The organism is Chamaesiphon sp., assembly GCF_041738855.1.
Taxonomy (GTDB): domain Bacteria; phylum Cyanobacteriota; class Cyanobacteriia; order Cyanobacteriales; family Chamaesiphonaceae; genus Chamaesiphon.
In genome coordinates, this window is the sequence record NZ_JBGSPA010000191.1 from 18,740 (window position 1) to 36,658 (window position 17,919).

Consider the following 17,919-nt stretch of genomic DNA (forward strand, 5'->3'; position numbering starts at 1 on the left):
TTTTGTCCGATCTGCTTGTCAACTGTTTAACGAGCTTCGCCACTTATCTCAGACTGTATGTTAGACACGATCCTGCGCTCTCATTATCAGATTCTTAAAATTTTAGGTACTAGTAATAGTGGAACTACTTACTTAGCAAAAGATCTAGATGCGATCGATTCGGTATTTTATATAGTCAAACAACTAGATTACGATCGTCATCAGGCGGTATCAGCCCCACTGATTGAGAAAAACTTTGAAATTCAAGGTAAGATCGCTCATCAAGTAGGGCAACATTCACAAATACCTTCAGTTGTTGCCAAATTTGCAGAAGATGGCAACAAATATTTGGTGCGTGAATATATCGATGGTGAAGTTCTCTCTCAAGAATTGACGCCAGGTAAGATTTGGACTCAGACTCAAGTATTTGAATTTCTAAGCGACTTAATGAAAATCTTAGGTTTTATTCATAAATCTAAATATATTCATCAAACTATCAATCCCCAGCATATTATTCGCCGTCAAGCTTGTGGTAGATGGAACTTGATTGGATTTAGTTCGGTGCGAGATTTGAATAATACTTGGCATCTCCCCAATTATCAAACTCACAACCGCAATGACTCCAGCTACACTCCCTATGAGCAAGCCCAAAATGTCTCACATTTGAACAGTGATATTTATGCCGTCGGAGCAATAGCAATTCAAGCTCTCACAGGTAAATTCCCACTCGAAAAAGATGCTTATAGTCATGAGTTAAAATGGCGTGATGAAGTCAATATCGATCTAAGATTGGTCGATATTATCAATAAAATGGTGCGTCCTGACTATCGTAATCGTTATCGCTCGGCAACAGAGGTATTGCAAGCTCTCAACTCTTTTGCTGCCACTCAAGAGACTCCCGTACCCAAATCTTATCAGTTCCAACCCCATCTAGTCTTAGGTACGGGTATTGGTGCTTTACTACTAGGATTTGGAGCCGGAAAATTATTTTCTGCTTCAGATAGTCGCGCCCAATTATTTACTCCAGCAACAACTATGAATACTCAAGCTGTAGCTGCTAACAACGATCCAAGCTGGAATAAGTATGTAGATAAAGTTGCTAAAATATCGATGAAGTATCCAGCAACTTGGCAGCAAGAAGATGTCCGTAATGTTGTCACTGGAGAACACGCGCTCTTGGTTAGTCCACAGCAAACGGCAGCTAAATACCGAGCAAATATCTCAATTCGGATCGAGAATTTAACCAATCCTCAGACTACTTTGGCAAGCTATACGCAATCGACGATCGCGGAGATCGAGAAATACTATCAAGGTGCTAAAATAATCGAACTAGATTCGATTATTCTATCAAAAAAACCAGCAAATCTGATCGTATATACCGGAAAAGATGAAAATTCATTGCCCATCAAAACTCTCGAAGTTTGGACGATCGAGCGGGGGAATGCTTATATCTTGACATACAAAGCCCAACCAGAGCAATATTATCAATTCTTGGAAGTTACAATGGGCATGATTAATTCGTTCGAGGCGCACTAAATACATTGACATAGCTGCGCTCGAAGTAGGTAACGGGGTAGCGTAACTAACCTTTAAAAGTCTGTCCATTAAAAGTAGTCTGACTATTCAAAATCTTGCTTTGCTTCAATCGCCACCCTTGAGGTGTTTTCAACCAGGAATCGCGGGAAGTTTGATTGATGACGATTTTATTAAAGCCAGCAATAGTACCTTCTGTTTTTTGGTCGATCGCTACATCGATACCACCTGTGTTAGTATCGATCGCCTTGATTGTAGCTTTATTGGATGTGAGTTGAATATTGAAACGCGTGAATAAATTATTGTAATGTTCGCGAAATTCAGTGAGTGTCTGCTTCCCACCATCTGGATTGATACTGATGTAGTCAGCAGTAAATAAGGCTGTCGCTCCTTTAATATCTTTCCGAATAAAGGCAGCATTAATTTGATTGTAATTGGTCTGAATAATTGGTTGTACCTTGGACTTAACGTCTGCTTGTGCAGGTGTCACTGCCACAATTGCAGCCGAAATCAAAACAGTTAAAATCGATGAACTTTTGGTAGATAAAATCATTATATAATATTAATTAACTGCATTGCCCCGACTGACGTACTCGCTCCTGCAAAAGTTCCGTTAGATAGTTAATAGTATTGATACTGGTGTGTTAGGCGCAAGCCGTAACGCACCCTACATCAATAAATCTACCAATTCGCAAAATCCAGCTACTTCTGAAGCTGTGGTGATGTATTGAGGCTGATGCGATAGCCGATCGCGATAATGTTGGAGATTGGCAACCCCAAATGAGTGCGGAAATAACTGACGATCGAACATACTCGCATCATTGGGACTATCACCAACCGTAATTATCTGCTGCGGTTGAATACTCGGGAAATACTGCTTGAGCACTTGTAAGATCGCGACGCCTTTATCTTGGTGTGCTGGTTTGATATGACATTGTACCGTGCTAAATGTAAAACTATAACCCCATTGTTGGCAGCGCGTCTCAATATCGCCTAATTCCACATCACTCAAACCAGCCACATCAAATGTCCAGTCGGTAATCCGAAACTGATTGTCGATCGATTCTTCAATTTGAGGATAATCTGCTTGCAGTTCCCAAAATCGCTCGGCTAAAGCTGCTCGATGTGCTTCAATACTATCGATCCGCATCAAAAAATCATAGCCACCATCACCATCAACATATAACCCCCCATTTTCGGCGATCGCTCCAGCCACAGGTAGATAATGATACACAGCACTTACCCATCCCGCAGATCTACCAGTGACTAATAATACTTTGATGTCGTTAGTATTGAGTCGATCGATCGCTTGTAATAACTCAGTGGTAAATTTCCCCTCCCGCGTCAGGGTGCCATCGATATCCGTTGCAATCAATCGAATATCTGTCAATTGTTGGCGCAGCTCCCGTGCCAAATCGAGCGTTAACGGTAAACTGGATAACACGAGAATAGATAGTATATTTAGCACTTCAGCATAGCTTGTTTGGGTACGACACATCAAGTAGCGATGATTGGATGGTGGATGGTTTGCAAGTTGTTTAGTTTTTGGGTGGTACGGGAATAGGACAAAAGTCACGATCGATTGATGACTTTTGTCATGCTTACCATCGGAGCTAAATGCGGTGCGTCATTTACTCGCCGCAATTGTGCTGTTGCTGTGCCTATGTTTGAACCTCAGAGCGGATTCAAGAGTCGATCGCCAATCTCCCCAAGAGCGCGAAACTCGGTCGAATGGTAACTAGGATCGCTCTGAACTGTAAACACCGAAGAGTGCTAAAATCGATCGAACTGCTCGTGCCAATCGAGGCATACATTAAGCGATCGCATCCTGAGGTGGATTTTATGAGTAGGCGTAAAAAAATGTTTGAATGTGGTCATCATGGCTATGGGCAGATTTGTCATCGTTGTCTCCAAGAAGAGATAACCGATAATCCTCCCCAAAAACAGGCGATCGATCGCCAACAGCAATCAGAAAAACCTAGTTGGCGCGATAGCTTTACCTTCGATCCGATCGATCTCAAAAGTTTGCCAACTCACGTAATTTTGAAGGCGAGAAATATCATCGATGGCTTGCAAGAACGGCGCGACTATCGGGAGTTTCGCGGCAAACGGCTACGCCACGACCGCTCGGTGATTAGTATCCCCGTTACTCGCAATTATCGGCTGCTATGTAGCGATCGCGATGGATTGCTGGAGCCGAAACAGGTGATCTCACATGGTGATTACAATGTCTGTAAGCCAGGTAGTTAAGCAGTTGACAGTTAACAGCGGGCTAAGATCGCGATCGCTTCAGGTAAGATCAGATGCTCCTGAATCTGGACGCGGGCATGTAGAGTTGCGGCAGTATCATCCGCCAATACTGGGACGGCTGATTGGATCAGAATTGGGCCAGCATCCACTTCGAGAGTGACTACATGTACCGTACATCCAGTGATTTTGACTCGAGCACTCAATGCTTGCTCGATCGCGTGCAGACCGCGAAAACTCGGTAGTAGACTAGGGTGAATATTAATCAGTCGCCCCGGAAAGGCATCGATGAGTACTTGGGTAATCATCCGCATCCAACCCGCCATCACCACGCATTCTACCTGATAGGCTTCAAAGGTACTGACGATGGCGCGATCGAGTGCCGCCCGTGTGCGATACTCGCGATGGTCGAGCAAGACGGTGGGGATTTCCCGCTCTCGGGCGCGATCGATGGCTGCGATATCCGATTTATTATGCACTAATACCGCAATCTTGGCATTGAGGTTGCCGCGATCGATCGCTCTCGCCACTGCTACAAAGTTACTACCACTTCCAGATGCCATAATTCCGAGCATGAGCGGGGGTCGCTCACTGGCAAGATTAGTTGTCAGGATAGGGGAGATCAGGCTAGGTGTATCAGTCATGGTGGATGGTGGATGGTGGATGGTGGATGGTGGATGGTGGATGGTGGATGGTGGATGGTGGATGGTGGATGGTGGATGGTGGATGGTGGATGGTGGATGGTGGATGGTGGATGGTGGATGGTGTGCTTGAGGGGCAACTCATCGATTCGGCAGAGCCGACGCTACAAAGGACGCTGGAAGTCAATTTTTTAGGCGGGACGGTAGATGAACTTGAAGATGAGAGGGACAAATGGGTAAAATAAGCAAGTAGTCAATCAGTTAACTTTTGACACCGATCGTCGGGTTAATTGTTCATCATCGGGACGGGTTGGTAATACTGGCTGGGATGGCGATCGAGATCTAGCCCCAAACCCTTCCCCACACCACTGTCAACCGCTCTAATTTCATTTACTGGCGTATGAGTTATACCGAAACTATCGAGAAACAGTCAACAATCCGCAAACTCGCACCTAATTATCGCGTGCTATTGCACAATGATGATTTTAATGCGATGGAACATGTAGTTGAGGTGTTGATAACTAGCATCCCCAATCTCTCGGCACCTCAAGCCATCAATATGATGATGGAAGCGCATCAATATGGAATGGCACTAGTCATCACCTGCAACCAAGAACATGCCGAGCACTACTGCGACGTCTTGAAAAGTCACGGTCTGACTAGTACGATTGAGCCAGCGGACTAGGGATTAGGCTTTAGGTTTTAGGCTTTAGGCTTTAGTGTAGTAGGGTGTGTTAGCGCAGCGTAAGGCACCAAAGTTTGACTTCTACTTCCAAAATACAACTAGATAATGGCTGAAATCTAGACTTTGGGCAGCGATGCGCGTTCGTCGGGTTTCCCGACGGTTTAGCGCATCAAGACAGTGCCCACCGTACTTGCTTGCTATGCCTAATACCTAAAGCCTAAAGCCTAATGTTAAATCTCAGTAATATCAAAAATTATCCAGCACCAGGCAGAATGTTGAGCTTTCTGCTGGTGCTAATCTTATTATGGTTGCCAGGTCTGAGCCTCATCTATCTAGTCATGGGTAGTACCCAAAATCTCACCGATCCTGGTACCAAGAATTTACTATCGATCCTGACCATGGGATTACTGGCGATCGAATTTATCGCCTTGGTACCTTGGTGGGGACGAAAAGTATACCAACATCCCAATCTCTATGCCCGCTACGGGCTGGTATTTACGCGCCAGAATGGCTTATTATTGCTCGCAGGACTGGCGATCGGCAGTTCTTTTGCATTAGCACTATTTGTCACTCAAGGCTGGCTGGGCTGGCTGACATGGCAATCTCCGCGCTTACCGATCCCCCAATTAATCTTGGAAGGTGCCGCAACTGCACTGGGTGTCGCTTTAGGCGAAGAGTTATTTTTTCGGGGGTGGATGTTGGATGAGTTGGAGCGGGATTATCCACCGACGACAGCGTTAGTCACTGACGTAGTTTTGTACGCTGCACTGCATTTTATCAAACCAATTCCGGTCATCCTTGCCTCTCTACCTGAATTTCCAGGACTGTGTTTGCTCGGTACGGTAGTCATCATCGCCAAACGTCAACATCGAAATCTGTTGGGAATGTCGATCGGTCTTCATGCGGGGCTGGTTTGGGCTTATTATGTCATTAATGTCGGTAATCTGGTCGCATATTCCGGTCGAGTTTCGGATTGGATTACGGGGATTAATGGCAATCCAGTATCGGGACTCTTGGGATTGATGTTCTTGAGTGTGCTGGCGATCCTGATTGCACATTTGCCAGGTAAAATCGATCCCGATCGTCTCACTGAGTAACAGTCATCCTAGCAGATCGATCGGGAATTACCGCCGATCGCGGTGATGGTGTTATAGTGAGTGCGGGCTTTAGTATTGGCACAGCCTAGATCTATTACTCCTTTACGCTTGGCTCATGTCTACATTTCCGATCGTGCCGCATTTGAGTGGTTACTGGCAAGATGCGTTCGATCTCAAGCAGCATCTGCACCAATTTTTAGATATCGATCCCGTCCGATTGGAACAAAAATTTGCAACGGCGGTACAGGATTTGGCAGAACTCGGACGCCGTGATTTTGATTGGGAAGATGCTAGCAAATTTTATCGCGATCGAGTGGGTGAAGCTTATTTATTTGAGTTGGCAACTTGGCATCTCACGAGTACCGACTATATCGGCGATACGCTGAGATTGATTGGAGATCGCGCACGAGGACGAGTCTTAGATTTTGGTGGGGGGATTGGTACACATGCGATCGCTTCAGCGTTGTGTCCCGCAGTTACGCATGTGACTTACTGCGATATCAATCCGATTAATTACAATTTTGTCCGGCACCGCATCGAGCAGTTAGGTTTGGGAGCGAAGATTACTTGTTGTACTGAATTAGATCCAACAGCTACTTTTGATACGATTACTTGTTTTGATGTGATGGAACATTTACCAGATCCGAGCGATCGATTACTCCAGTTTCATCAGATCTTAAAAGCTGAAGGTACACTGATTATCAATTGGTATTTTTCCAAAGGAATTAATCAAGAGTTTCCATTTCATTTAGACGATCCCAAAATTATCGATTGCTTTTTTAGAACACTTCAATCTAATTTTATTGAAGTTTTTCATCCTTATTTTATTACCACTCGGTGCTATCAAAAAATGCCATAAGACAGATCCCCGACTTCTTCAAGAAGTCGGGGATCTAGCAGCGATCGATCTAGCTTATCAGCTTAGAATCTATATGCACCACCGAAGCTGAAATAGCCATCATCTTTGAATTTGTAGTTAGCATTGAGCGCGATCGTCTCACTGATGTTATAGTCAGTACCAACTTCAAAATAGATACCAGAGTCAGTTGCTGAATAAGTAATGCCTTGGAAACTAGCAGAACCAGTTGCAGCTAAATAACCAATCCCTGCATAAGGACTGAAGTCGGTGCTAGGAAGACTGAAGTCATAACTAGCACTAGCACCATAGAGAGTGACGCTAGCACTTACTGGGCCAACAGACCTATTTGCGAATTGAATGAATGGTCTGACAGAAATATTGTCGGAAACTTTAAACTTGGCATTTACCCCATAGAGAGTATCGCCATCGCTAAACCCAATGCTGGGGCCGACATAACTAGTTTTTTCTTGCGCGATCGCACCACCAGCGAGTAGCACCAATGCTGCTGTAGAAACAGCAGCAGCCGCTGCTAAAATCGAAATTTTATGGGACATAACTAAATCGGGGTGTAGTATTAAGGTCATACTACCTTTATACTATCAAAGAGGTAAATTCGTCAATAGCAAAAATGGTGTAGCGATCGCTACATCTGGACGATCGACTCTGAATGTGGTGCATAGCGATCGATCGCTACACCCATAGCCGCGCTTTTCTGAGGATAAATTGGAGGACAGTTTCTTCTGTAGAAATGATGTCGGCGCGACCATCCATTCCCGATCGAATTTGACATTTACTGCTACCACGACTCAGCTTGAGATTGTCTGGAGCGATCGTCACCTTATAAATATCATTTGGTGTTGCTTGGAGCTGTTGGGGCGAATTACTCACATTCCGCTGCATCGGCTTGGCATCCGCAGAGATCGCCCGCACTATCCCCGATCCGACGCCGTAATCGGTATAGGGACAAGCAGATATCCGCATTTGCACTTTTTGCCCGACTTTGACGTTGCTGACATCGGCAATTGCGACGTATGCCTCGATCTGGAGGGGGATACCAGTCGGCACGATCTGGGCGAGTCGATCGCCAGGGTGGACTACTTGAGCAGTGTTGCGGAGGTTTAACTCTTGTACTGTACCGGATACGGGGGCGAGGATCGCCGTCGGTTGGAGTTCGGTAGCGATTTGGGCGACCTCGCGATCGCTAGTGGCGATCTGGTTGAGGATTTCCGTTCGTTGCTGAAGCAATTTTTGGCGTTGTTGTTGGAGCTGGGCGATCGCGACTTTACCAGTTGCCCGTTCGCGGGCGATTTTTTGGACGATCGCGGCTACTTCGGCTGGACTGGGATCGAGCGCGGCTTGGGTACGCTCGATTCTAGCTGCGGCTGCAACCACTGTTTCGGCAACTTTGGCGACGCTCTGGTGTTGTTTGAAGATCGTGGCGACTTGAGCGGCGATCGCTTGAGTCTGTTGTTCGGCGGCTAGTTGAGCTTCTTCCAATTGGTTGGTCGAGATCGCGCCAGCAGCAGCGACACTTTGGTAACGTTGAAAGCGGGCGATCGCCGCTTTGGATGCGGCTTGGATCGATTTCAAATTGGCATCAGCAACTGTTAATTCTGCCTCGGCGACTTGCTGCTCGATCTTAGCGGTTCGACAATTGGCTTGAGCTTCGGCGACTTCGGCTTGAGCGATCGTCCGTTTGTCGCGACGATCTCGCTGGGCGCGACTGAGTTCGGCTGCGATGCCAGAGATCGTCCGATTGTCGCGATCGATCTCGGCGATACCTTGGCGATCGCTCGCCCCGATCTGAGCATCGACTGCCAAAATTTGGGATTTAGCTTTCTCAATCTCCCCGATGAGTTGGCTGCGTTTGGTTTGGAGCTTACTTTCTAGGCGCAAATCTCTGACAGTGGCGATCGGATCGCCCTTATTGACGGTTTGATTTTCCCGCACGGAGATACTCATCACCGAACCTTCGATCGTCGATTGGACTAGCCGGAGTTCGCCCACGGGGCGAATCGTGGCGGGGGCTTGCACCGTGACTTTGTATTTCAAGATCGTACTCAGCGCGATCGCGATGCCAAAGCTAGCTACCATGACGATCCCACCCACTGAGATCCACTGCCCGATCGATGGCAAGAAGTCGGCTGGTGTCGTCGGAGTGAGGGCGTAGTCGGGTACTTGCAGGACAGTAATTGGCGAACTAATTTTGGTTGGGGTCAGCACTCGATCGATCGTCATTAGCTCGACGGCATCTTTGGCGATCGTCGTCGTTACATGGTGACCATTCCGCTCGAACTTAGCAGCCATTTTCCCAGGGTTCGCATCATCAAACTCAGCATTATTCATAACTAATTAAACAGTTGACAGTTGACAGTTGCGGCGCGCGCTCTTGGTTGGGTTGGCAACCCAACCAGGTTCCCTCCAGGTATAGCGCGACAAGACAGACAGCGGCTTGCGCTCTGTTAATGATAAATATTTACCGATCGACAATTGAAAACTTGGACTTAGGGGTTTAAAAAATTGAGATGCTTGCCAGGAATCCGCAGTAACTCGGCTGGCGTACCCGTGAGTTTTAGCTCACCGCGATCGAGATAGACGACCAGATCGGCGCGCAGGATCACGCGTGGGCGATGGCTAATCAGGATCGTGGTTTTGTCCTGACGCTCTGCCAACACCTGCTCTAGTACCTGACTCTCGGTACTCGGATCTAATGCCCCCGTAGACTCATCCAAAATCAAGATCGGGGAATCGGGGAGAATGCCCCGCGCCAGAGCCAAGCGTTGTCTTTGCCCGCCCGATAGATTGGCTCCAAATTCACCCAAAATAGTTTGGTACTTGCTAGGTAATTCACTAATAAACTCGTCCGCCCCAGCAATCTGACAAGCGCGGACGATCTCGCGGAGGGCTGTCTGGGGGTAGGAAAGACGAAAGTTGTCGATAATCGATCGACTCCAAAATTGAGCATCCTGGGAGACCAATACGACCTGTTGGCGCAGACATTCGAGGGAGAGATCTTGCTGGTTGTACATGCCATAGCGGATATTGCCCGAGCCGAGTGGGTACAATCCCGCGATCAGTTTGGCGAGGGTACTTTTCCCACAGCCCGATTCACCAATCAGGGCGATAGCTTTTCCGCCTGGGATGGTGAGGGTAAAATCTTTGAGCAGATCTACTCGCCCAGTGTGGTGAAAATTGACTTGGCTGCACGCAATATTGGCATCATTGGCGATCGCCGCCCACGGCTTCGAGATAGTCTGCACTTCTTCAGGTGTGGCATCCAGCACTTCTGACAGCCGTTGAATCACGATCTGGGCGGTGATGAATTCCTCGATCGTGCCGACGACGCTCCCCAGAAAGCCGAGGAAATTGCCACTCATACCATTGAAGGCGATGAGTTGTCCGATACTCAGGGTGCGATCGATGACCAAATAACTACCAAACCATAGCAACCCGATCGTCGTCAAGTTGGAAATAATTCCCGTCAGGGTGGAGCTATACAGCCCCAGTTGCATCGTGCCCCAGCTCAGATTTGCCAGTCGCCCAAAGTTCTGCTGGTACTCGTCCCAGACTTGGGGCGCGGCTTGGGTCGTTTTCAAGACGAGGGCACTACGAAAGGTTTCGACCAAAAAGCCCTGATTTTCGGTGCCTTCGACGATCAGGCGGCGGGTTTTTTGGCGGAGGGCGGGGAGAAATAACAGATTGACGAGCATCACCATGACAAAGGCGGCAACCGATCCCAGGGTAAGCTGCCAACTATAGAGCAGCATCAGCCCCAGGGAGACGATCGCGATAAAAAATTGACTGGGTAAACCGAGGACAATTTGCCCGACCAAGGTATTGACAGTGCGGATATCACCCAGGCGGCTGACGACTTCCCCACTCCGGTGGGCATCGAAGTATGACAACGGCAACCGCAGCAGATTGAACCCATAATCGAGGGTCAAGCCCAGTTGCAATCGCTGCCCAAAATGCCCGACTAACTTGGCTTGGATCAGACTGATGATACTCCGAAATAGATTCATGCCAATGACGGCGATCGCCACTGTGGAGAGCAACTGTAAGTCTCCCCGCACCAAGACATCATCGGTGAGCAACTGCATCAGGATCGGCATCGCCAGAGCCAATAACCCGATCGCGATGTTGATAATCGTCGCTTGGAACAGTAGCCAGCGATAGGGCCACACCCGCCCCAGAAATCGCCCCAAGCCGCCCACGCGATCGTTTGGCTGCGCGTAAAATTGCGCTGCATCTGGCTGCAACACCAGCATCATACCATCCGACCACCCTGCCAATAGTTCGGCGCGGGAGATGTGCCGAATTCCCACCGCCGGATCGGCGATCGTATATTTATTCCCCCGCTGGCGGTACAGCACGACCCAATGGTTGCCTTTCCAGTGGACGATGAGGGGGAGTGGTGCCTCTTTGAGCTGCTCGACTAGTTGGGGCGGTGCCTGGGCTTGTCGCGCATGAAATCCCAACGCTTCCGCCCCCCGTCGCAAGCCCAGGAGGGTGGTACCACGCGATCCCGTCCCCACAGCTTCGCGAATCCGAGTGAGCGTAAAAGTGCGCTTGTAGTGTTTGGCAACTGTAGCTAGACAAGCCGCACCACAGTCTTCTTCGCTATGCTGGCGGATACAGGAGTAGGGCATGGGTCACGATCCAATGAATAAAATTGACAAGTACCCGATGTGAGGACGATCGCTAGTAATAATATCCACCTTGGCGACCATCAGCTCTGGTTCTGAACAACCAACTTAGAGGACGAGCGAGCGGTTGGTATCCGCAACCGAAAATACCACCATTGACCGCTGGATTGGTGCCAATCGCGACTGCCACCCCCAAGCCGTAGCCGATCGCGTCGCCAGCGGGCACACTCGTCGAGCTAGTGCGGGCGATCGCCACAGCAGAGGTTGAATTACCAGCGACAGTAACCTCAGCGAACACGGTGACTGCTCCGCCACCGATGGTATCCGCCACCCGATCGGCAACTCCCACACAGCAAAAGTAGCCGTTACCAGTCGATCGATCGCTTGAATGATGAATTTTCATAACAAATTAAGTTAATAAATATTTAGATTAATGGCGTGACGACAGCATTTCATCAAGCCCAGTCAATAGCAACTACAAATCCGGTAGCGATCGCCACATTGCTGTTGGCATTGCGCGTGGTCGAGAAAGCAGTCGTGCTCGTATATGCCAACACCCCATTTCCCGTACCGAACGTACTCACACTGGCGACAGGACTATGGCCACTTGCCACAGCAGTGCCCCATCCCATCGCGAGCGACCCGCCATTGGCAAACTGCTTTGCCAGAGTTTTGGTAGTTGTCAACGCCAAGCTGGAATCGCCAAAGGCGTAAGCAGTGGCTGTCGCTCCAGCTAATGCCCCACCAACTACCGATGAAGCCACCAGATCGGAGATCTCGACACAGAAAAAGCCGTCTAAAGTATGCTCTCGACAGCTAGCATCAACACTGTTCATAAGAATAAACCGATACTATACTTTAATTCGATCGATCGCTCCCTCAACTTGGATGCCGACAAGGGCTGTTTGAGCCAGCCCGCGCGGAAATCAAAGAAGGTAACGGTAGGGCGCGGATTCACTCGGCTCCACCGTTACGTCTTGTCATGTACGCCGATGGCGGCTCAAAAGACCAGCACGTATCCGGTCGGCTACCAGTCGGCAACAACGCTTTATAGGAGGAAAAAGAAGCCGCCGTTCGTTGCCGACAGAGAGGTAGCATTTGAAGTAGATCCGAATCCCTGAACAACCTGAGTATTCGATATAGCCTGTGTTGCTGTATTAGCTCCGATGGCGGTAGCTGTTGCCTCACCACCAGCTAGGTTACCAAAGACCCGAGTTATCGATTGGAAGTATTTGTTGATGAATAAGTTTTCGGAGATATTTGCATTGACATTTGTGGTGCTAGATGGTCCAAAATAGTAACCACCACTGATATCTTGAGCGGCATCATCAGACAATTCGATACAAAAGTTAGTGTTCATTTAAAGACTCCAAAGGAATTGATTAAAAGACCGAAAGATTGATTGAATGCCTTCGATCTCTTACATAGTATCAAGCCGAAATAGAGTGCGTAAATGCCGATCGCGCACACATTTGTGGAGCATAGATCGTATTCAGCATAGTTACTAAATCTCTCCAATCTCAATTATTAAAACAAACCGACGAGAATAAGATTTTCACTAACTTTGATGCTAAAGGTGCGGACGTGAATACCATTTGGCTCGACCTGTTGTAGCGTACCGGAGGTAATCGCGTGACACCCACCCACGATGAGAGCCGATCGCGCATCATCGATCTCTGTCCATAGTGGTGTATCTGCTTGATGACACTGGCTCGATCTTTTCAAGGTGTCTGATGGTCTTTCGCCAAATAACTGTTGGTACTCCTTGGCAAACTTGCCGCCTTGGGTGAAACCATAATCCATCATCACATCCATGATTTTGGTATCGGCAATCGATCGTCGCTCCAATTCCTGTCGCACCCGATGCAATCGCGCCTGAGTCACAAACCGCATCGGCGAACAGCCGCATTCTTGAGCAAAAGCTTTTTGGAGCAACCGCGAACAGACTCCCGCTGCTGCGGCGATCTCTTCGAGTTTGAGATCTTCATGCAGATGCGACTCGATAAAAACTTGAGCTTTGCGGACATAACAAGTCAATGCGCGATCGTGCTGATGCAATAAATCATCCGAATAGTTGCTGGGCAATCCCTCAACCAGACAACCTAAAAAAGCCTTTTCCAACTTCTGTAACAGCAGCGACGATCGATCTGCGAGATCGATCGTCGCTGCTGATTCCCATAAGAACTGGACAAATTTTTGGAGGATTAGTCCCAAGTTGCGAGTCAGATCGATCTCACTCAAGAATATTACTGGTTGTTTCAAGGTGCGATCGAGCAACTTACCCACCGCCAAATCGATCGAGTCGCGATCGATCGCCACCAGCAATGCTGCTCCTGACGTACTAGCTATACTCGTCAACTGTTGCCCAGGACTGACGATCGTGGCTGTCTCTGGCGAACAATACAATGTCTGTGTGGGGCGAAGCCGTTGCTGTTGGGGAAAATCCAGCTTTTGAGTGAGCGAACCTGCCAGTACTAGATAGATAATGTAACCTACCTCTAACGGATCTTGTTCGAGTTCAAATGCTGCTTCCCATCGCACATCTACCATCTGAAAATCGCCAGTGCTGAGGAGCTTGGTATGAAATCGGCGATCTATACCTGCGCTGGCGAAGCCGCCCTGACAGGGCATCGCCCGAATCCGGTGCGAACCAATTGCTGTGGCTAGCAGTTCGTCGGTGTGAGGGTGATGTTGAGGGCGATCTTTGGCGGCGGCTGGGATCTGTCCGCTCTCGATCGGCGGCGGCTGAGGATCTGCCGCCGTTCGAGGCTGTTCGCTTGATATAGCTCCTAAGTCAATATTTTTTTGTTGCACAGAAGTTATTAAATGTAGTTTGATATCCTCTTATCATCCTCCATTCCCACAGCAAGAGCGTACGACAATTGGCTAGCTTAATTACAGCTAGGTTCTACTTCGACTTACTCACTTTAGATCGCTAAAACTGATGAAATCAGCTCAAATCTAGTCTGTGAAGTGATGTCAGCCACAAATCGATCGCCACAATTCGCGCCGATCGTCGATGTTTTATGTATCAAATATCACAATTAATTTATGTAACTTATGTGTACTAGCCGACGATCGAGATTGGGCGTTGCGACAATGACCCACAATCCCAAACCAAGCCTCACCCACTATTTAGCTTACCAATCTTCGATTGCGATCGCTGCTAGCCACCACCAACGATCGTCACTATTTCCAATCGATCGCTAGCCTTAATCTCTGTCCGATCCCAAAACTGACGATGTAAAATTTCGCCGTTGTATTCTACCGCCAACAGTCGCGGATTCAACCCCATTTGTACCAATAATGCAGGTAAAGTTGTTTGTGGCAAACAGGTACAAACCTCACCATTTACTTGTAACTCGATCGATTCAATCATAAACCAAAAATCATATAACAATCCTTCAAGGTATTAATCCCTAAAGCCTAAAGCCTAAAACCTAAAACCTAAAACCTACCCTCTACCCCCTACCTGCGGCACTCGATTCAAAATTGACAGACAATATTGGACGGCATGAGTAGGATTGTCGGCATCCATAATCGCTCTGACGATCGCGATCGCTGGGGCACCAGCTTTGAGGACGTCATCAATGTTGGTACTATCGATCCCACCGATCGCAAACCAGGGGACGGTCGCATTTTTGACGGCATAGTGGATATACTCTAGTCCCGCCGCTGATTTCCCTGGTTTGGTGGGAGTTTCGTACACTGGCCCCACACCGATGTAGTCGGCACCCTCTGCCAATGCTCTTGCCATCTCCTCGGGGTTAGTCGTCGATCTGCCGACGATCCGTTGCGATCCGAGGATTTGTCTCGCTAGCGCGATCGACACATCTTGCTGCCCCAAATGCACCCCGTCAGCATCCACCGCCAGCGCGAGATCGACGCGATCGTTGAGGATAAATAACGCCCCGTAATTATGGCAGAGTTGGCACATGGCTTGGGCGATCGCCAGTCGATCGGTATCATTGCTCTGCTTATCACGATACTGTACCAAAGTCAAGCCTCCCTGCAAAGCTGCTTCGACTCGTGCCAGCAGATCTGGATCTGGCGATGTGACTAGATACAGCCGCGCCTGGGCGAGAATTTGACGGCGACGGTAGGCGAGTAAATTGCTCTCAAGGGTATATACCCGATAGCGCATCTGCTTACAACTGCCACTCATGTTTGGTGAGTAGAGTTTGCCGTATTCTTCTAGCACTCGCAACGCTTCTTGTACCCGACAGAGATTGGCTTGGAGCAGTTGCTCGATCCCCATGCGTTGTTCCTCGCGGGGATGACTCAACGCCGTACCCACATCCCGCGCAGTATCCCGCGCGGCACGAATTTCTGAGGTGTGCAGTAGCCCCAACTCTTGGCGCATCTGCTTACACTCATTTGCCATCGCGGCATCATTGAGCGCAAAGCGGCACCATTCCTCAATTATCCGCAATCCTTCCCGCGCTCGATCGAAATTTGCATCCAAAATTCGCCATACGGCTGGTTGGATTGATGCTAGGGAGGTGTCACTCATAGGAATGGTGGATGGTGGATGGTGGATGGGTGGATGGTGGATGGGTGGATGGTGGACTAGACTTGTTGCTGGTAAATGTTGACAGATCCTAGATAAATTGAATTCTCCAAGATTGACTATTCACCATCCACCATCCACCATCCACTGTCTTAACTATTTCTGAGTAACTTGTGCCAGGGCTTTCTCCAAATCGGCTAGCGACGTGGCACCAGAGAGGACTTCACCGTTCATGATAAACGTCGGGGTGCCATCAATACCTAGTTTACGCCCTAGTTTGAAATCCTCAACGATAAAATCATCAGCAATTTTGCGATCGGCATTAAATTTGGTGAGATTTAACTTCAGGCTAGTGGCAGTTTCGAGATAAAGATTTTCGCCTAATTTAGCTTGATTGGCAAACAAAGCATCATGATATTCCCAGAATTTACCTTGCTTATTTGCCGCCCATGCTGCCCGCGCCGCAGGTAAGGCTTCCGGATGAATTTGAGTCAGTGGAAAGTACTTATAAACCAGGGTAACTTTGTCACGATGCTTTGCCATAAATTGCTTGACACTTTTATCAGCGGTGGCACAGTATGGACATTGAAAATCCGAAAATGCTACCATCACGATTTGACGAGCGTTAGCTCCCATCACAGGTGCGTCACCAATCAATGCTTTGGTGTTTTTTCGGGCTTGTTTGAGTGCTTCGGCTTGAGCTTTTTGGTCTTTGGCTTGTTGCTCGATCGCATACTTCTGCAAAACTTCAAACATCACTTCAGGATTTCTGCGAAGTACTTCGAGGATTTGTTTTTCTAGTTGCGGGCTAACTTTTACTGATTGAGCAAGTAATCGCTCACTTACAGGTATTTGGGTTGGGCTAGACAGTTTTATGGGATTGCTATTTGTCGCAGCGATAGTTTCTGCCTGCGCTGGCAATGAACCCAATAAGCAAGATGAGAGTACTAATGATAAGATCGGAAATCGCCACAAAGTGAGTAAGTAATTCATCGTTGGTATCGGGGATAATTTGATGCAAATAAACGAACGTCTCAACAACAAACAGCTCATGAGTTAACCTGTTTGCAGATATTTTCAACTACCAGCAATCGATGAGTAAATTCTCGTCACTCACTCATCGATTTAGGCTTTACTTATGATATTTAAAGTTCATCAACCCTTTATATCCGGTCATTTTAGCAATTTCCTTTAAATCTTTCGTCCCAGGATAATATTTACCATCGATCGCCCAAGTAGGAAACATTTGAATATTCTTGTCCTTGCACAACTGTCGTTGGGAATTTTGACCATCTGCGGCACATTCAATATATGGCAATTTAGCCGCTGCTGCCGCACCAAATAACGATTTTTGCTGCTGGCAATGGGCGCACCAATAAGCACCATAGAACTTGACATCACTTGCAGCTAAATATTCTACTAATGCGGTTTCGGCTGCCCCTGAGACTGTTTCGATCTTCACGCTTGAAGCGATGGCAGTACCCCACTCCTGATGAGAGCGAGTGGGGTGATTGGCGATCGCTGGAGCTGAAATAGTGGGTGTGCTGGCGGAGATTGCAACAGGCATCATCACGCCCATCGACATCCCGAGTGTAGTAACCGAACGAAGTAGCTGCAATTTTTTTGTAAGCATTCAGTAAAAGTAAGCGATCGCGAACAACACTAAAATATATAAACCATTTAGGTCGATCGCACAAGTTACCAGTCGATCTGAAGCGGCAG

Annotated in this window: 20 protein-coding genes; 6 read left to right on the forward strand and 14 right to left on the reverse strand. The window is 48.0% G+C overall.

Annotated features, from left to right (window positions below; all coding sequences use genetic code 11):
* Positions 1-57: 57 nt before the first annotated feature.
* A complete protein-coding gene (locus ACEW9I_RS20410) occupies positions 58-1,515 on the forward strand; it encodes a hypothetical protein (RefSeq protein ID WP_373542163.1) in 1,458 nt (485 codons plus the stop codon).
* Positions 1,516-1,561: 46 nt separating this feature from the next.
* On the opposite strand, the gene ACEW9I_RS20415 is transcribed toward ACEW9I_RS20410, so the two are convergent.
* Both ACEW9I_RS20415 and ACEW9I_RS20420 read right to left on the reverse strand, forming a co-directional pair.
* On the reverse strand, positions 1,562-2,065 hold the full coding sequence (locus ACEW9I_RS20415; RefSeq protein ID WP_373542164.1) for a nuclear transport factor 2 family protein: 504 nt from the start codon (positions 2,063-2,065) through the stop codon (positions 1,562-1,564).
* A gap of 114 nt (positions 2,066-2,179) precedes the next feature.
* Positions 2,180-2,956 (reverse strand): HAD-IIB family hydrolase, encoded by a 777-nt coding sequence (locus ACEW9I_RS20420; RefSeq protein WP_373542165.1) that lies wholly within the window; start codon positions 2,954-2,956, stop codon positions 2,180-2,182.
* 398 nt (positions 2,957-3,354) lie between these two features.
* Here ACEW9I_RS20420 and ACEW9I_RS20425 point away from each other — a divergent pair, with 398 nt between their 5' ends.
* Positions 3,355-3,762, forward strand: a complete 408-nt coding sequence (locus ACEW9I_RS20425; protein ID WP_373542166.1) for a hypothetical protein — start codon at positions 3,355-3,357, stop codon at positions 3,760-3,762.
* 11 nt (positions 3,763-3,773) lie between these two features.
* Here the strand turns inward: ACEW9I_RS20425 and purN are convergent, their stop codons facing one another.
* On the reverse strand, positions 3,774-4,403 hold the full coding sequence (gene purN / locus ACEW9I_RS20430) for a phosphoribosylglycinamide formyltransferase (protein WP_373542167.1): 630 nt from the start codon (positions 4,401-4,403) through the stop codon (positions 3,774-3,776).
* On the opposite strand from purN, the gene ACEW9I_RS20435 reads away from it, so the two are divergent.
* The 4 genes from ACEW9I_RS20435 to ACEW9I_RS20450 all read left to right on the forward strand — a co-directional run bounded on the left by ACEW9I_RS20435 (position 4,391) and on the right by ACEW9I_RS20450 (position 7,041).
* Positions 4,391-4,645 carry a hypothetical protein gene (locus ACEW9I_RS20435; RefSeq protein ID WP_373542168.1) on the forward strand — a complete coding sequence of 85 codons (255 nt, stop codon included), beginning with the start codon at positions 4,391-4,393 and terminating at the stop codon, positions 4,643-4,645. The two genes, purN and ACEW9I_RS20435, sit on opposite strands and share 13 nt — an antisense overlap.
* A 155-nt stretch (positions 4,646-4,800) precedes the next feature.
* Positions 4,801-5,085 carry an ATP-dependent Clp protease adapter ClpS gene (gene clpS, locus ACEW9I_RS20440; protein ID WP_373542169.1) on the forward strand — a complete coding sequence of 95 codons (285 nt, stop codon included), beginning with the start codon at positions 4,801-4,803 and terminating at the stop codon, positions 5,083-5,085.
* Between the two features lie 227 nt (positions 5,086-5,312).
* Positions 5,313-6,182: a lysostaphin resistance A-like protein gene (locus tag ACEW9I_RS20445; protein WP_373542170.1), complete on the forward strand. Its 870-nt coding sequence runs from the start codon at positions 5,313-5,315 to the stop codon at positions 6,180-6,182.
* A 115-nt stretch (positions 6,183-6,297) separates the two neighbouring features.
* Positions 6,298-7,041 (forward strand): class I SAM-dependent methyltransferase, encoded by a 744-nt coding sequence (locus ACEW9I_RS20450; RefSeq protein WP_373542171.1) that lies wholly within the window; start codon positions 6,298-6,300, stop codon positions 7,039-7,041.
* Positions 7,042-7,103: 62 nt separating this feature from the next.
* Here ACEW9I_RS20450 and ACEW9I_RS20455 read toward each other — a convergent pair whose 3' ends face one another.
* The 11 genes from ACEW9I_RS20455 to ACEW9I_RS20505 all read right to left on the reverse strand — a co-directional run bounded on the left by ACEW9I_RS20455 (position 7,104) and on the right by ACEW9I_RS20505 (position 17,830).
* Entirely contained in the window at positions 7,104-7,595 is a 492-nt protein-coding gene (locus ACEW9I_RS20455) for an outer membrane beta-barrel protein (RefSeq protein WP_373542172.1), read from the reverse strand.
* Positions 7,596-7,731: 136 nt separating this feature from the next.
* Positions 7,732-9,387 (reverse strand): HlyD family secretion protein, encoded by a 1,656-nt coding sequence (locus ACEW9I_RS20460; RefSeq protein WP_373542173.1) that lies wholly within the window; start codon positions 9,385-9,387, stop codon positions 7,732-7,734.
* A 158-nt stretch (positions 9,388-9,545) separates the two neighbouring features.
* Positions 9,546-11,690 carry a peptidase domain-containing ABC transporter gene (locus ACEW9I_RS20465; protein WP_373542174.1) on the reverse strand — a complete coding sequence of 715 codons (2,145 nt, stop codon included), beginning with the start codon at positions 11,688-11,690 and terminating at the stop codon, positions 9,546-9,548.
* A 52-nt stretch (positions 11,691-11,742) separates the two neighbouring features.
* Entirely contained in the window at positions 11,743-12,090 is a 348-nt protein-coding gene (locus ACEW9I_RS20470; protein WP_373542175.1) for a hypothetical protein, read from the reverse strand.
* Positions 12,091-12,142: 52 nt separating this feature from the next.
* Positions 12,143-12,523 carry a hypothetical protein gene (locus tag ACEW9I_RS20475; protein WP_373542176.1) on the reverse strand — a complete coding sequence of 127 codons (381 nt, stop codon included), beginning with the start codon at positions 12,521-12,523 and terminating at the stop codon, positions 12,143-12,145.
* Positions 12,524-12,735: 212 nt separating this feature from the next.
* On the reverse strand, positions 12,736-13,047 hold the full coding sequence (locus tag ACEW9I_RS20480) for a hypothetical protein (RefSeq protein ID WP_373542177.1): 312 nt from the start codon (positions 13,045-13,047) through the stop codon (positions 12,736-12,738).
* A gap of 167 nt (positions 13,048-13,214) precedes the next feature.
* On the reverse strand, positions 13,215-14,501 hold the full coding sequence (locus ACEW9I_RS20485; RefSeq protein ID WP_373542178.1) for an AraC family transcriptional regulator: 1,287 nt from the start codon (positions 14,499-14,501) through the stop codon (positions 13,215-13,217).
* Between the two features lie 352 nt (positions 14,502-14,853).
* Positions 14,854-15,066: a sulfur carrier protein ThiS gene (gene thiS / locus ACEW9I_RS20490; protein ID WP_373542179.1), complete on the reverse strand. Its 213-nt coding sequence runs from the start codon at positions 15,064-15,066 to the stop codon at positions 14,854-14,856.
* Positions 15,067-15,141: 75 nt separating this feature from the next.
* Positions 15,142-16,200 carry a thiamine phosphate synthase gene (locus tag ACEW9I_RS20495; RefSeq protein ID WP_373542180.1) on the reverse strand — a complete coding sequence of 353 codons (1,059 nt, stop codon included), beginning with the start codon at positions 16,198-16,200 and terminating at the stop codon, positions 15,142-15,144.
* A gap of 153 nt (positions 16,201-16,353) precedes the next feature.
* A complete protein-coding gene (locus ACEW9I_RS20500; RefSeq protein WP_373542181.1) occupies positions 16,354-17,190 on the reverse strand; it encodes a thioredoxin domain-containing protein in 837 nt (278 codons plus the stop codon).
* Between the two features lie 139 nt (positions 17,191-17,329).
* Complete coding sequence (locus ACEW9I_RS20505; protein WP_373542182.1) at positions 17,330-17,830, reverse strand: hypothetical protein; 501 nt, start codon at positions 17,828-17,830, stop codon at positions 17,330-17,332.
* Between the last annotated feature and the right edge of the window lie 89 nt (positions 17,831-17,919).

Bases quoted from the DNA above. Each gene is read 5' to 3' on its own strand.
- ACEW9I_RS20495 (WP_373542180.1), bottom strand. From the start codon at position 16,200: ATGAGTGACACCTCCCTAGCATCAATCCAACCAGCCGTATGGCGAATT.
- ACEW9I_RS20505 (WP_373542182.1), bottom strand. From the start codon at position 17,830: ATGCTTACAAAAAAATTGCAGCTACTTCGTTCGGTTACTACACTCGGG.
- ACEW9I_RS20475 (WP_373542176.1), bottom strand. From the start codon at position 12,523: ATGAACAGTGTTGATGCTAGCTGTCGAGAGCATACTTTAGACGGCTTT.
- ACEW9I_RS20445 (WP_373542170.1), top strand. From the start codon at position 5,313: ATGTTAAATCTCAGTAATATCAAAAATTATCCAGCACCAGGCAGAATG.
- ACEW9I_RS20460 (WP_373542173.1), bottom strand. From the start codon at position 9,387: ATGAATAATGCTGAGTTTGATGATGCGAACCCTGGGAAAATGGCTGCT.
- ACEW9I_RS20465 (WP_373542174.1), bottom strand. From the start codon at position 11,690: ATGCCCTACTCCTGTATCCGCCAGCATAGCGAAGAAGACTGTGGTGCG.
- ACEW9I_RS20450 (WP_373542171.1), top strand. From the start codon at position 6,298: ATGTCTACATTTCCGATCGTGCCGCATTTGAGTGGTTACTGGCAAGAT.
- ACEW9I_RS20410 (WP_373542163.1), top strand. From the start codon at position 58: ATGTTAGACACGATCCTGCGCTCTCATTATCAGATTCTTAAAATTTTA.
- ACEW9I_RS20470 (WP_373542175.1), bottom strand. From the start codon at position 12,090: ATGAAAATTCATCATTCAAGCGATCGATCGACTGGTAACGGCTACTTT.
- thiS (WP_373542179.1), bottom strand. From the start codon at position 15,066: ATGATTGAATCGATCGAGTTACAAGTAAATGGTGAGGTTTGTACCTGT.
- ACEW9I_RS20455 (WP_373542172.1), bottom strand. From the start codon at position 7,595: ATGTCCCATAAAATTTCGATTTTAGCAGCGGCTGCTGCTGTTTCTACA.
- purN (WP_373542167.1), bottom strand. From the start codon at position 4,403: ATGACTGATACACCTAGCCTGATCTCCCCTATCCTGACAACTAATCTT.
- ACEW9I_RS20425 (WP_373542166.1), top strand. From the start codon at position 3,355: ATGAGTAGGCGTAAAAAAATGTTTGAATGTGGTCATCATGGCTATGGG.
- clpS (WP_373542169.1), top strand. From the start codon at position 4,801: ATGAGTTATACCGAAACTATCGAGAAACAGTCAACAATCCGCAAACTC.
- ACEW9I_RS20415 (WP_373542164.1), bottom strand. From the start codon at position 2,065: ATGATTTTATCTACCAAAAGTTCATCGATTTTAACTGTTTTGATTTCG.
- ACEW9I_RS20500 (WP_373542181.1), bottom strand. From the start codon at position 17,190: ATGAATTACTTACTCACTTTGTGGCGATTTCCGATCTTATCATTAGTA.
- ACEW9I_RS20480 (WP_373542177.1), bottom strand. From the start codon at position 13,047: ATGAACACTAACTTTTGTATCGAATTGTCTGATGATGCCGCTCAAGAT.